The sequence below is a fragment of the Burkholderia sp. Tr-20355 genome, from assembly GCF_017104685.1.
In the GTDB taxonomy this organism is placed as follows: domain Bacteria; phylum Pseudomonadota; class Gammaproteobacteria; order Burkholderiales; family Burkholderiaceae; genus Burkholderia; species Burkholderia seminalis.
On the sequence record NZ_JAAGPK010000040.1, the window covers coordinates 47,052 to 58,728 of the forward strand.

Annotated in this window: 9 protein-coding genes; 1 reads left to right on the top strand and 8 read right to left on the bottom strand. The window is 67.3% G+C overall.

The features are described 5' to 3' along the window. Window position 1: 1 nt before the first annotated feature. From G3N62_RS13560 to edd, 3 genes are all read right to left on the bottom strand, one after another. Window positions 2–1,363, bottom strand: coding sequence for a GntP family permease (locus G3N62_RS13560; protein ID WP_034186433.1), 1,362 nt, complete (start codon window positions 1,361–1,363; stop codon window positions 2–4). A 219-nt stretch (window positions 1,364–1,582) separates the two neighbouring features. Further along, on the bottom strand, window positions 1,583–2,209 hold the full coding sequence (gene eda / locus G3N62_RS13565) for a bifunctional 4-hydroxy-2-oxoglutarate aldolase/2-dehydro-3-deoxy-phosphogluconate aldolase (protein WP_034186432.1): 627 nt from the start codon (window positions 2,207–2,209) through the stop codon (window positions 1,583–1,585). A gap of 19 nt (window positions 2,210–2,228) precedes the next feature. After that, window positions 2,229–4,085 carry a phosphogluconate dehydratase gene (gene edd / locus G3N62_RS13570; protein WP_059558028.1) on the bottom strand — a complete coding sequence of 619 codons (1,857 nt, stop codon included), beginning with the start codon at window positions 4,083–4,085 and terminating at the stop codon, window positions 2,229–2,231. A gap of 293 nt (window positions 4,086–4,378) precedes the next feature. On the opposite strand from edd, the gene G3N62_RS13575 reads away from it, so the two are divergent. Beyond that, window positions 4,379–5,227 carry a MurR/RpiR family transcriptional regulator gene (locus tag G3N62_RS13575; RefSeq protein ID WP_021158790.1) on the top strand — a complete coding sequence of 283 codons (849 nt, stop codon included), beginning with the start codon at window positions 4,379–4,381 and terminating at the stop codon, window positions 5,225–5,227. Window positions 5,228–5,359: 132 nt separating this feature from the next. Here the strand turns inward: G3N62_RS13575 and G3N62_RS13580 are convergent, their stop codons facing one another. The 5 genes from G3N62_RS13580 to leuS form a co-directional block, all read right to left on the bottom strand. Continuing rightward, complete coding sequence (locus G3N62_RS13580; protein WP_107938103.1) at window positions 5,360–5,782, bottom strand: CopD family protein; 423 nt, start codon at window positions 5,780–5,782, stop codon at window positions 5,360–5,362. Between the two features lie 19 nt (window positions 5,783–5,801). After that, complete coding sequence (locus G3N62_RS13585) at window positions 5,802–7,073, bottom strand: glutamate-5-semialdehyde dehydrogenase (protein WP_034186430.1); 1,272 nt, start codon at window positions 7,071–7,073, stop codon at window positions 5,802–5,804. Between the two features lie 167 nt (window positions 7,074–7,240). Continuing rightward, window positions 7,241–8,335 carry a DNA polymerase III subunit delta gene (gene holA / locus G3N62_RS13590; RefSeq protein ID WP_034186429.1) on the bottom strand — a complete coding sequence of 365 codons (1,095 nt, stop codon included), beginning with the start codon at window positions 8,333–8,335 and terminating at the stop codon, window positions 7,241–7,243. A gap of 18 nt (window positions 8,336–8,353) precedes the next feature. Continuing rightward, complete coding sequence (gene lptE / locus G3N62_RS13595; protein ID WP_034186428.1) at window positions 8,354–8,905, bottom strand: LPS assembly lipoprotein LptE; 552 nt, start codon at window positions 8,903–8,905, stop codon at window positions 8,354–8,356. Window positions 8,906–8,943: 38 nt separating this feature from the next. Continuing rightward, a complete protein-coding gene (gene leuS, locus G3N62_RS13600) occupies window positions 8,944–11,538 on the bottom strand; it encodes a leucine--tRNA ligase (RefSeq protein WP_034186427.1) in 2,595 nt (864 codons plus the stop codon). Between the last annotated feature and the right edge of the window lie 139 nt (window positions 11,539–11,677).

Genomic DNA, 11,677 nt, shown 5'->3' on the forward strand with positions numbered 1-11,677 from the left:
GTTACAAAACCATGCTCAGCAGCAGCGTGAAGCCCAGACCAAGCACTGAAATGATGGTTTCGAGCAACGACCAGGTCTTGAACGTCTGACCGACCGTCATCCCGAAGTATTCCTTGATCAGCCAGAAGCCGCCATCGTTCACGTGCGAGAAGATCAGCGAGCCCGAACCGGTGGCCAGCACCAGCAGCTCCGGGCTGACCGTCGTGCCGGCCGCCGCCGCGATCGGCGCGACGATGCCGCAGGCCGTCGTCATCGCGACCGTCGCCGAGCCGGTCGCGAGACGCATCAGCGCCGCGACGAACCAGCCGAGCAGCAGCGGCGACAGATGCGCGTGCTTCGCGGTCTCGACGATCTGCTGCGAGATCCCGCTGTCGCGCAGGACACCGCCGAAGCCGCCGCCCGCGCCGACGATCAGCGTGATCCCGGCGATCGGCGCCAGACACTCGCTGCAGAACTTCTGGATCTGGTCGCGGTTGAAGCCCTGCAGCTTGCCGAACGTGAAGAAGCTCACGAGCACGGCGATCAGCAGCGCGACGTCCGAGTTGCCGGCGAAGCGCAGCAGGTTGTTCGGCAGCGACTTCGGCGTGAACAGCAGGTCGGCCCAGCTGCCGACGAGCATCAGCACGACGGGCAGCAGGATCGTGAACAGCGTGATGCCGAAGCTCGGCAGTTCGCGCGTGCGGCCGTCCGTGCGCGAATCGACGAATTGCGACGCGAGCGGGTTGTTGTCCGGCAGCTTCACGAACTTCGAGATCGTCAGCGCGAACAGCGGGCCCGCGATGATCGCGGTCGGCACGCCAACGAGCAGGCCGAACGCGATCGTCTTGCCGATATCGGCGCCGTATTGCTGGACAGCCAGCAGCGCGGCCGGGTGCGGCGGGATCAGCCCGTGCACGACCGACAGGCCGGCCACCATCGGCAGGCCGACGACGAGCAGCGACTTGCCGGTGCGCTTCGCGACGTTGAACGCGATCGGGATCAGCAGCACGAAGCCGACTTCGAAGAACACCGGCAGGCCGACGATGATCGCGACGAACATCATCGCCCAGTGGATGTTCTTTTCACCGAACCAGTCGATCAGCGTGGTCGCGATCCGTTCGGCGCCGCCCGATTCGGCCATCATCTTGCCGAGCATCGTGCCGAGGCCGACGACGATCGCAATGTGACCGAGCGTGCCGCCGGTGCCCGTCTCGAACGACTTGACGATCTTGTCCATCGGCATGCCGACGACGAGACCAAGGCCGAGCGAAACGATGATCAGCACCAGGAACGGGTAGATCTTGTAGCGCGCGATCATCAGGATCAGCGCGGCAATCGCGATCAGCGTGAATACGAGCAGCATGCTGCCTTGGACAGCCCCCATGTGGCACTCCTCCTAGAATTGTTCGAACCGGGCGAGCTGTTGCGAGTATGCCCGGCTATGCAGGTCTCCGAAACACGGGGGGTACCCACCCCGTCAGGACGCTGAATTTTACTTATCTTTACGGCCTGCGGATAGAACCGGTTCCATCAGCAAAAACCCTCGGTAAAACAAGCACTAAGCGCTCGCTTCCGAGGGTTCTTTCTTCATTTCATACAAGCATTAGCGCGGCAGCTGGCTCGCGGCTTGCGCGAGGCGCGTGACTTCGGCCCAGTCCTGCGCGGCAAGCGCGGCCTTCGGCGTGAGCCACGAGCCGCCGACGCACACGACGTTCGGCAGTTTCAGGAAATTCGGCGCGGTGTCGACCGTGATGCCGCCGGTCGGGCAGAACTTCAGCGCCGGGAACGGGCCGTGGAACGCCTGCAGCATCGGCACGCCGCCTGCCTGCTGCGCGGGGAAGAACTTCACGATCTCGTAGCCGAATTCAAGCGCCTGGATGATGTCGCTCGGCGTCATCACGCCCGGCAGCAGCGGCAGGCCCGCGTCGAGCGACGCGAGGTGCAGGTCCTTCGTCAGGCCCGGCGACACGCCGAACTTCGCGCCGGCGCGCTTCGCCTGCGCGCAGTGCTCGGGTTTCGTGATCGTGCCGACGCCGACGACGATGTCGTCCGCGAGCTGGCTCGCGCGCTGGATCGCCTCCAGGCCGGCCGGCGTGCGCAGCGTGATCTCGAGTACCTTCACACCGCCTGCGTGCAGCGCGCGCGACACGTGTTCGCCCTGCTCGACCGAGTCGAATGCGAGCACCGGGATGACCGGGCCCAGCTTCACGATTTCAGCAATCGTCTTCATTGAATTGGCTCCTTGAAATTCATGCGGCGACGTGGGCGGCCGTTTCGCCGACCAGCGTCCCGAAAACCGATGCGCCCTGCTCGGCCGGCGCCGCGGCCGCGCGGAACACGCCGAACAGTTCACGCCCGAAGCCGACCTCGTTCTCGGCCTGGTGCAGCGGCTGCGCGACCGGGCGCGCATGCCACTCCGCGTCGTCGATCTCGATGTCGAGCACGCCGGCTTCCGCGTCGATCACCAGCGTATCGCCCGTCTTCACCTTGCCCAGCGGGCCGGCCAGCAGCGCTTCCGGCGACACGTGGATCACGGCCGGCACCTTGCCCGACGCGCCCGACATGCGGCCGTCGGTCACCAGCGCGACGTGGAAGCCCTGATCCTGCAGCACGCCGAGCAGCGGCGTCAAACGGTGCAGCTCGGGCATCCCGTTCGCGCGCGCGCCCTGGAAGCGCACGACCGCGACGAAATCGCGCTTCAGCTCGCCGCGATCGAACGCTTCCTGCACGGCTTCCTGCGAATCGAACACGATCGCGGGCGCCGTCACCTTGCGGTGCTCGGGCGCGACCGCCGAAATCTTGATCACGCCGCGGCCGAGCCGGCCCTGCATCAGGCGCAGGCCGCCGTCCGGCTGGAACGGGTCGCGGATGCCGCGCAGCACCTTCGTGTCGTGGCTCTCGGCCGCGCCGTCGACCCACGTCAGCTTGCCGTCGATCAGCTTCGGCTCCTTCGTGTAGTGCGACAGTCCCTTGCCGGCAACCGTCGTCACGTCCTCGTGCAGCAGGCCGCCTTCGAGCAGGTTGCGCACCAGGAACGCGACGCCGCCCGCCGCGTGGAAGTGGTTCACGTCGGCCTTGCCGTTCGGGTAGATCTTCGCGAGCAGCGGCACGACGGCCGACAGTTCGTCGAAGTCGTTCCAGTCGATCAGGATGCCGGCCGCGCGCGCGATCGCGACGAGGTGCAGCGTGTGGTTGGTCGAGCCGCCCGTCGCGAGCAGCGCGACGATGCCGTTGACGATCGCCTTCTCGTCGATCACATGGCCGATCGGCGTGTAATGGCCGCGCTCGACGGTCAGGTCGAGCACGCGGCGCGCGGCCTCGGCCGTCAGCGCGGTGCGCAGCGGCGTGTGCGGATGAACGAAGGCCGAGCCCGGCAGGTGCAGGCCCATCAGCTCCATCAGCATCTGGTTGCTGTTCGCCGTGCCGTAGAACGTGCAGGTGCCGTGGCCGTGATACGCGGCCGATTCGGCTTCGAGCAGCGCGTCGCGGCCGACCTGGCCGGTCGCGAACTGCTGGCGGATCTTCGCCTTGTCGTCGTTCGACAGGCCGCTCGTCATCGGGCCGGCCGGCACGAAGATCGTCGGCAGGTGGCCGAACTGCAGCGCGCCGATCAGGAGGCCCGGCACGATCTTGTCGCAGATGCCCAGGCACAGCGCCGCGTCGAACATGTTGTGCGTGAGCGCGATCGCCGTGCCCATCGCGATCGCTTCGCGCGAGAACAGCGACAGCTCCATCCCCGGGTTGCCCTGCGTGACCCCGTCGCACATCGCCGGCACGCCGCCGGCGAACTGCGCGACCCCGCCGTTCTCGCGCGCGGCCGCCTTGATGATCTCGGGGAAATCCTTGTACGGCGCATGCGCGGACAGCATCTCGTTGTACGAGGACACGATGCCGATGTTCGGCTCGCGAATCGCCTTGATCGAGAACTTGTCGTTGCCTTCGAGGCCCGCGAAGCCGTGCGCGAGGTTCGCGCACGACAGCGCGCCGCGTGCCGGGAACTTGCCCTGCGCGCCGTCGATGCGCTGCAGATAGGCGGAACGGGTCGATTGGCTGCGGGCGATCACGCGTTCGGTGACCTTCGCCAGGGTGGGGTGCAGCGATGTCATGCTGGGCGCTCCTGTATGCCGGCCGACACCGGCGGTTGGAATCGTGGGGACGGTCGAGTGCGTCGACCGAACGAAGCCAGTCTAGTAGAAAAACTACAAGCACGCAATGCGAATCGACAGCCGCGCAACCTTCATTCCCGCCACCAGCAAGGCCAAACATAGTGAAAACCCTAATTTCATCTGCCGTCATCCCACCAAAAGCACCACAATGACGCTAGTAATTTCATGTAGATTTTCTACAATTCGATTGCGATACACTCGCTCATCCGAACCCGATTTTCACGTACCGCCCCATGCTGCCTCGCATTGAAGCGATCCGCGCCGAGTTGCGCCCGTCCGAGCGCAAGCTCGCCGACTACATCCTCGCCGCGCCGCGCGAGGTGCTCGACCTCGCGATGACCGAGCTGTCGACGCGCGCGGGCGTCAGCCAGCCGACCATCGCCCGCTTCTGCCAGGCGCTCGGCTGCAGCGGCTTTCGCGAATTCAAGATCCGGCTCGCACAGAGCGTCGCGCCGGGCGTGTCGTCGGTCTACCGCGACGTCGAGCCCGACGAACCGGCGCCCGGCATCATCGGCAAGGTGTTCGACCGCACGATCGGCGCGCTGATCGAAGTACGCAACAGCCTGTCCGCCGGCAGCGTTGCCGAGGCGATCGCGCTGCTGTCGAACGCGTCGCGGATCGAGTTCTACGGCGCCGGCGGCTCGGGCATCGCCGCGCAGGACATCCAGCACAAGTTCTTCCGGCTCGGCGTGCCGAGCGTCGCGTACTCGGATCCGCACACGTTCTCGATGTCGTCCGCGCTGCTCGGGCCGCACGACGTCGTCGTCGCGATCTCGAACACCGGCCGCACGCGCGACATCGTCGACGCCGCGCGCTCCGCGCTCGCGTGCGGCGCGAAGGTCGTCGCGATCACGCAGAGCCATTCGCCGCTCGCGAAGCTCGCGACCGTGAGCCTCGCGTCGAACGTTGCCGAGGAAACGGACGTGTTCTCGCCGATGACGTCGCGGATGTCGCACCTCGCGATCGGCGACATCCTCGCGGTCGGCGTGGCGCTGTCGCGCGGCCCCGCGCTGATGGAACGGGTCGGCCGCGCGAAGGAAGCGATTACGCGGCGCCGGATCGACGACGGCACGAAGGATTGACGGCGCGTGGCGGTCGGCCGGCGCATGACCGGCGCATCAGCCGGCACGTAACACGCACGTCAACGACAAACGGCGCCCCGAGGGGCGCCGTCGCGCAGGGGTCCGCACCGGCCACCGCGCCGGCCGCGCCGCTCAGAACGGCTTGATCACGACCAGTGCGACCGCGGCAAGCATGCCGAGCACCGGCAGTTCGTTGAACACGCGATACCACTTGTCGGTACGCTTGTTCTCGCCGCGCTCGAACACTTTCAACAAGTGCCCGCAGTACGCGTGGTAGATCACGAGCAGCAGCACGACCGTCACCTTCGCATGGATCCAGCCCTGCCCCTGCCCGATGCCGATCACGAGCCACAGCCACAGCCCGCAGGCCAGCGCCGGCACCGCGATCATCGTCATGAAGCGGAACAGCTTGCGCGCCATCAGCAGCAGGCGGCGTACCGCGGCCGGATCGGTCTCCATGGCCAGGTTCACGTAGATGCGCGGCAGGTAGAAGAGCCCCGCGAACCACGCGGCGATCAGAACGATATGGAACGTCTTGACCCAGAGCATTGCCATTGGTGGTGCGCCTCGCGGGTTACTGGCGGCCTTCGCCGTGTCCGAGCACGACGTACTTCAGCGACGTCAGCCCTTCCAGGCCGACGGGGCCGCGTGCGTGCAGCTTGTCGTTCGAGATGCCGATTTCCGCGCCGAGGCCGAACTCGAAGCCGTCCGCGAAGCGGGTCGACGCGTTGACCATCACGCTCGCGGAATCGACCTCGCGCAGGAAACGCATCGCGCGGTCGTGATCCTCGGTAACGATCGCATCGGTGTGATGCGAGCCGTAGTGGTTGATGTGCTCGATCGCGGCGTCGAGGCCGTCGACGACCTTGATCGCGAGCACCGGCGCGAGATATTCGGTATGCCAGTCTTCTTCGGTCGCGTCGACGAGCGGACCGACGCCCGCATCGGCGAGCACCGCGCGCGCGGCCGCATCGACGCGCAGCTCGACCTGCTTGTCGCGATACAGCTTGCCGAGCGGCGGCAGCAGCGCAGCCGCGATGCCGCCCGACACGAGCAGCGTCTCCATCGTGTTGCAGGTGCCGTAGCGGTGCGTCTTCGCGTTGTCGCAGACGGTCAGCGCCTTGGCGAGATCGGCGCGATCGTCGACGTACACGTGGCAGATGCCGTCGAGGTGCTTGATCATCGGCACGCGCGCCTCGTTGATCAGGCGCTCGATCAGGCTCTTGCCGCCGCGCGGCACGATCACGTCGACGTATTCGGTCATCGTGATCAGCTTGCCGACCGCCGCGCGATCGGCCGTCGCGACGACCTGCACCGCGTCCTGCGGCAGGCCGGCCGCCTCGAGCCCTTCACCGATCAGCTTCGCGAGCGCCGCGTTCGATTCGAGCGCTTCGGAGCCGCCGCGCAGGATCGTCGCGTTGCCCGACTTCAGGCACAGCGCGGCCGCGTCGATCGTCACGTTCGGGCGCGATTCGTAGATGATGCCGATCACGCCGAGCGGCACGCGCATCTGGCCGACCTGGATCCCGCTCGGGCGATACTTGAGGTTGCCGATCTCGCCGATCGGATCGGCGAGCGACGCGACCTGGCGCAGCCCTTCGACCATCGTTTTCAGCGCCTTGTCCGACAGCGTCAGGCGGTCGACGAACGCTGCATCGAGCCCCTTTTCACGGGCGCGGGCGACGTCGCGCGCATTCGCGTCCTTCAGCACCTGCGCGTCGCGTTCGATCGCGCGGGCCACCGCGTCGAGCGCCGCGTTCTTCGCGGCCGTGCTGGCGCGCGCCATCGCGCGGGAAGCGTGCCGGGCGCGACGGCCCAGGTCGGTCATGTACTGATCGATATCCATCGTGTGACTCGAGAAGCGAGCCGCGCGGAGCGGCATGAATTCGTGGGGGAGCGCGCGGACGGCCATCCGGGGCGGCCATCCGCGCCAGGCCGCGGCAGACACGCCGCGCCGGCAATCGAAATATTGTAAGCGGGTTGCGCCGTGCGCGCTGACGGCCCGGACGGGACCTAGCGTCGCACGCGACCCGCGGTCGGCGGTCGTTCGCCGCGCGCGCCCGCGACCGTCATCGCGAGCTGGAACAGCCCGTCCCACGGATCGGGCGGCGGCTCGTCCTGCGTGCGGCGGCCCGGCACGACGGCCGTGAGCCCCTTGACCTGCCGGTCGAGCTTCGCGGCGAACGCGAGCGCCTTCTCGAGCACGCCTTCCGACACGCGGTTCAGCGCGGGGCCGATCAGCCGCTCGCGCGGCCCCCATACGCGGTTCTCTCGCAGCAGCGTCGCCAGCGGCTTGCCGGCCGTCGCGCCGCGCTTGATCCGCAGCAGCGTGCGCAGTTCCTCGACGACGGCCCACATCACGAGCACGATCGCCTCGCCCTCGCCCTTCAGCCCGTCGATCATCCGTGCGAGCCGCGCGGCGTCGCCGGCGAGCATCGCTTCGTTCAGCTTGAAGACGTCGTAGCGCGCGACGTTCAGCACCGCGTCGTGCACCTGCTCGAACGACAGCGTCCCTTGCGGATACAGCAGCCCGAGCTTCTGGATTTCCTGGTGCGCGGCGAGCAGGTTGCCTTCGACGCGCTCGGCAATGAACTGCAGCGCGCGCCGCCCGTCGTCGCCGGGCGCGGCCCGCTGGCCCTGCATCGCGAGACGCTGGCCGATCCAGTTCGGCAGTTGCGCGCGATCGACCGGATCGATCTTCAGCGCGACGCCGCCGTTCTGCAGCGCGGTAAACCACGCGGATTTCTGCGTGGCCGCATCGAGACGCGGCAACGTGACGAGCATCAGCGCGTCGGGATTGGGCGCGGCCGCGAGCGTCTTCAGCGCATCGGCGCCTTCCTTGCCGGGCTTGCCCGACGGAATGCGCAGCTCGATCAGCTGGCGCTCGCCGAACAGCGACATCGCCTGGGTCGCGCCGAGCAGCACGCTCCAGTCGAAGCCGCGCTCGACCGTATGCACCGAACGCTCGGTGAAGCCGGCCGCGCGTGCGGCCGCACGAATGCGGTCGCACGCTTCCTGCGCGAGCAGCGGCTCGTCGCCGTAGACGGTATAGAGCCCGGCCAACCCCTTCGCGAGGTGCGGCTCCAGCGCATCAAGTCGCAATTGCATCGCTACGTGCGCCGTCGATCAGAGCGGCGGCGGCGGCAGCGGCGCGCGCGGCGCGACACCCGGCACCACGTCCTCCGGCGCCGGCGTCAGCGAATGGACGATCGCGAGACGTCGCATCAGCTGGTCGACCGCGTCGTTCTGCATGTCGCCGTACAGGATGTCGGCTTCCTGCGCCTTCGCGTTCGTGTACTGGTCGCTGTACGTCATCGCGCGGTTCAGCGCGATCGCGCTCGGCGGGATCAGCACGGTGCCGTCCTTGCTCGTCAGCGTGTAGTTCAGCGTATAGAACAGCGCGTATTCCTGCGCCGAGCCGAACTTGTTGAGCGTCAGCGTGTTCTGCCCACGCGACTCCCACATGCGCAGCACGGCGTCGGCGTCGTCCGCCGACTTGACGATCTTCGTGTCGCTGCCGGCCTCGACGAGGCGCGTGAGACGCGCCTCGACGGGCGCCGGCGCACCGGCCACCAGCAGGTGCTTGAACGCGTAGTCCTGCTGGCCGCGCAACTGGAAGCCGCATGCCGACAGCGCGACCGCGCTGCCGACGAGCATCAAAAACGATCTGCGGATCACCTTCGCTCCTTCTGGGTACGTCCGACGGCCGGCGGCCGTCAGACGACGATGTTCACGAGGCGGCCCGGCACGACGACGATCTTCTTCGCCGGCTTGCCGTCGCTGAACTTCGCGAATGCTTCGTCGGCCACCGCCGCGGCTTCGATCGCCTCGCGGCTCGCGTCCTTCGCCACCTTCAGCGCGCCGCGCACCTTGCCGTTCACCTGCAGCACGAGTTCGATCTCGGCCTGCTCGAGCGCGGCCTCGTCGACCTTCGGCCACGGCGCGTCGAGCAGCGGGCCGAATTCGTCCGCGTAGCCGAGTGCCTTCCACAGTTCGAACGTGACGTGCGGCACAACCGGGTACAGCACGCGCAGCAGCACGCCGTACGCTTCGCGCAGCACGCCGGGCGTCGCGCCCTTCGCGCCGTCGATCGCGTTCAGCATCTTCATCGCGGCCGACACGACCGTGTTGTACTGCAGGCGCTGGTAGTCAAAATCGGCCTGCTTCAGCACGCTGTAGATCTCGCGGCGCAGCGCCTTGTCGGCTTCGCCGAGCGCGGCTGCATCGAAGCCCGCGCGCGCGGCGAGCGCCTCGCGGTTGCCGTAGCCGAAGCTCCACACGCGGCGCAGGAAGCGGCTCGCGCCTTCGACGCCCGCGCCCGACCATTCGAGCTGCTGCTCGGGCGGTGCGGCGAACATCGTGAACAGGCGCGCGGTGTCGGCGCCGTACAGGTCGATCAGCACCTGCGGATCGACGCCGTTGTTCTTCGACTTCGACATCTTCTCGATGCCGCCGAGCACGACCGGCTGGCCGTCCGTGTTCAGCGTCGCGCCGACCGGGCGGCCCTTGTCGTCGTGCGTGACCGTCACGTCGGCCGGGTTGTACCAGGTCTTCTTGCCCGAAGCGTCCTCGCGATAGAACGTCTCGTTCAGCACCATCCCCTGCGTGAGCAGGTTCTTCGCCGGCTCGCCGAACTTCACGAGGCCGAGGTCGCGCATCACCTTGGTCCAGAAGCGCGAATACAGCAGGTGCAGGATCGCGTGCTCGATGCCGCCGATGTATTGGTCCATCGGCATCCAGTAATCGGTGCGTGCGTCGACCATCGTGTCGGCGTCCGGCGCCGTGTAGCGCGAGAAGTACCACGACGAATCGACGAACGTGTCCATCGTGTCGGTTTCGCGCTTCGCGGCCGCGCCGCACTTCGGGCACGAACAGTTCAGGAACGCTTCCGACTTCGCGAGCGGGTTGCCCGAGCCGTCCGGCACGAGGTCTTCCGGCAGCACGACCGGCAGGTCCTGTTCCGGCACCGGCACGTCGCCGCACGACGGGCAGTGGATGATCGGGATCGGCGTGCCCCAGTAGCGCTGGCGCGATACGCCCCAGTCGCGCAGGCGCCACGTGACCTGCTTGTCGCCGAAGCCGCCGGCGTTCAGGTCGGCCGCGACCGCGTCGACCGCTTCCGCGTAGCGCAGGCCGTCGTACTTGCCGCTGTTCACGCAGACCGCGGTTTCCTTGTCGCCGTACCACTCCTGCCATGCGTCGAGCGAGTACGTCTGGCCTTCGGCCGAGATCACCTGCTTGATCGGCAGGTCGTACTTCTTCGCGAACGCGAAGTCGCGCTCGTCGTGGCCCGGCACGCCCATCACCGCGCCTTCGCCATAGCTCATCAGCACGTAGTTGCCGATCCACACCTCGACCGGCTCGCCGGTCAGCGGGTGCTTGACCGAGAAGCCCGTCGCGACGCCCTTCTTTTCCATCGTCGCGACGTCGGCTTCGGCGACGCCGCCGCGCTTGCATTCGTCGATGAACGCGAGCAGTTCCGGCTTGTCCTGCGCCAGACGCGTGGCGAGCGGGTGCTCGGCCGCGATCGCGCAGAACGTGACGCCCATGATCGTGTCGGCGCGCGTCGTGAACACGCGCAGCAGCTTCTGCTCGCCGTCGAGTTCGTACGGGAAGCCGAAGTTCACGCCGAAGCTCTTGCCGATCCAGTTCTGCTGCATGATCTTCACGCGCTCGGGCCAGCCGAGGCCGTCGAGGTCGTTCAGCAGTTCATCGGCGTACTGCGTGATGCGCAGGTAGTACATCGGGATCTCGCGCTTCTCGACGAGCGCGCCCGAGCGCCAGCCGCGCCCGTCGATCACCTGCTCGTTCGCGAGCACGGTCTGGTCGACCGGGTCCCAGTTCACGGTGCCCGTCTTCTTGTACGCGATGCCCTTCTCGAGCATCTTCAGGAACAGCCACTGGTTCCACTTGTAGTAGTCGGGCTTGCACGTCGCGATCTCGCGCGACCAGTCGATCGCGAGGCCCATCGACTGCATCTGGCCCTTCATGTAGTCGATGTTGTCGTAGGTCCACTTCGCGGGCGGCACGCCGTTCGCCATCGCGGCGTTCTCGGCCGGCATCCCGAACGCGTCCCAGCCCATCGGCATCAGCGTGTTGTAGCCGTTCATCCGCAGATAGCGGTACATCACGTCGTTGATCGTGTAGTTGCGCACGTGACCCATGTGCAGCTTGCCGGACGGGTACGGCAGCATCGACACGCAGTAGAACTTCGGCTTCTGCGAATCTTCCTGCGTCTTGTAGGCATCGGCTGCGCGCCAGTCGCCCTGGGCGGCGGCTTCGACGTCGGCGGGTACGTATCTTTCGTGCATGGTGTGGTTCGGGCTAGGCTTTAAGCGGCGCGACGGCTCGCGCGCAGAAGTGGATCGAAAGGCGTGCATGCCCGGCGCGGGAACAGGCGGGCTGTTGCCGGACCGGGAAAAACGACGATTATACCGCCCGCGCCGGCCC

Coding starts and splice junctions, on each gene's coding strand:
- eda (WP_034186432.1), bottom strand. CDS start 2,209: ATGAAGACGATTGCTGAAATCGTGAAGCTGGGCCCGGTCATCCCGGTG.
- G3N62_RS13575 (WP_021158790.1), top strand. CDS start 4,379: ATGCTGCCTCGCATTGAAGCGATCCGCGCCGAGTTGCGCCCGTCCGAG.
- G3N62_RS13585 (WP_034186430.1), bottom strand. CDS start 7,073: ATGGATATCGATCAGTACATGACCGACCTGGGCCGTCGCGCCCGGCAC.
- holA (WP_034186429.1), bottom strand. CDS start 8,335: ATGCAATTGCGACTTGATGCGCTGGAGCCGCACCTCGCGAAGGGGTTG.
- edd (WP_059558028.1), bottom strand. CDS start 4,085: ATGACATCGCTGCACCCCACCCTGGCGAAGGTCACCGAACGCGTGATC.
- G3N62_RS13560 (WP_034186433.1), bottom strand. CDS start 1,363: ATGGGGGCTGTCCAAGGCAGCATGCTGCTCGTATTCACGCTGATCGCG.
- G3N62_RS13580 (WP_107938103.1), bottom strand. CDS start 5,782: ATGGCAATGCTCTGGGTCAAGACGTTCCATATCGTTCTGATCGCCGCG.
- leuS (WP_034186427.1), bottom strand. CDS start 11,538: ATGCACGAAAGATACGTACCCGCCGACGTCGAAGCCGCCGCCCAGGGC.